The organism is Pseudomonas sp. EA_65y_Pfl1_P113, from assembly GCF_963970525.1.
Taxonomy (GTDB): Bacteria; Pseudomonadota; Gammaproteobacteria; order Pseudomonadales; family Pseudomonadaceae; genus Aquipseudomonas; species Aquipseudomonas tritici.
In genome coordinates this window covers 1-602 of record NZ_CAXAQM010000245.1, presented here as the reverse complement: position 1 = coordinate 602, position 602 = coordinate 1, and the positions used below count along the sequence as shown (strand labels likewise).

At 61.8% G+C, this 602-nt stretch carries 1 pseudogene; it reads right to left on the bottom strand.

The features are described from left to right. Positions 1–57 precede the first annotated feature (57 nt). Positions 58–602 (bottom strand): annotated as a pseudogene (dnaE2, locus tag AACY52_RS29390) (error-prone DNA polymerase); the annotation flags it as partial.

Genomic DNA, 602 nt, shown 5'->3' with positions numbered 1-602 from the left:
TCGGCTATCTCTCTAATGCGCAGCGACAATGCTCAAACTCCTGTTATCCTTGTTCCATTATAGCGGGGATCGCGCCCGCATTCGGTCGCCGCGACCGATGAAACGCAGGGTAAAAAAGAAAAGGGGCCGACCGAGGCCTTTCACGCTCCACAGACCCTCGCGTCGGGTGCCTCCTAGCGACCCGAACCCATCGGCCGCACCGATCCGGTCAAGCGCGCCGCGGCCGACGCCAGAGCGGCGCTGGATCTCCTCGATACTCTCGTAAGGTGTGTCCGCCCGTGAGCTCACGATCGATGCTGCGTCCCCGTTCGCCAGGTCACGGACCATGCGAAGACCAAGCCTTACGGCGAGATATTTGCCTCTTACGGGCTCCAGCGTGCAGTCCCATCGGCTGTGGTTCACGTCGATTGGGCGGATCTCTACACCGTGCTGGCGCGCGTCACGCACAATCTGCGCCGGCGCGTAAAAACCCATCGGCTGCGCGTTCAACAACGCTGCGCAAAAGGCATCCGGATGATGACACTTCACCCAGCTGCTCGCGTAGGCGATCAGCGCGAAGCTCGCGGCATGGCTTTCCGGGAAACCGTAGGAGCCAAAGCCCT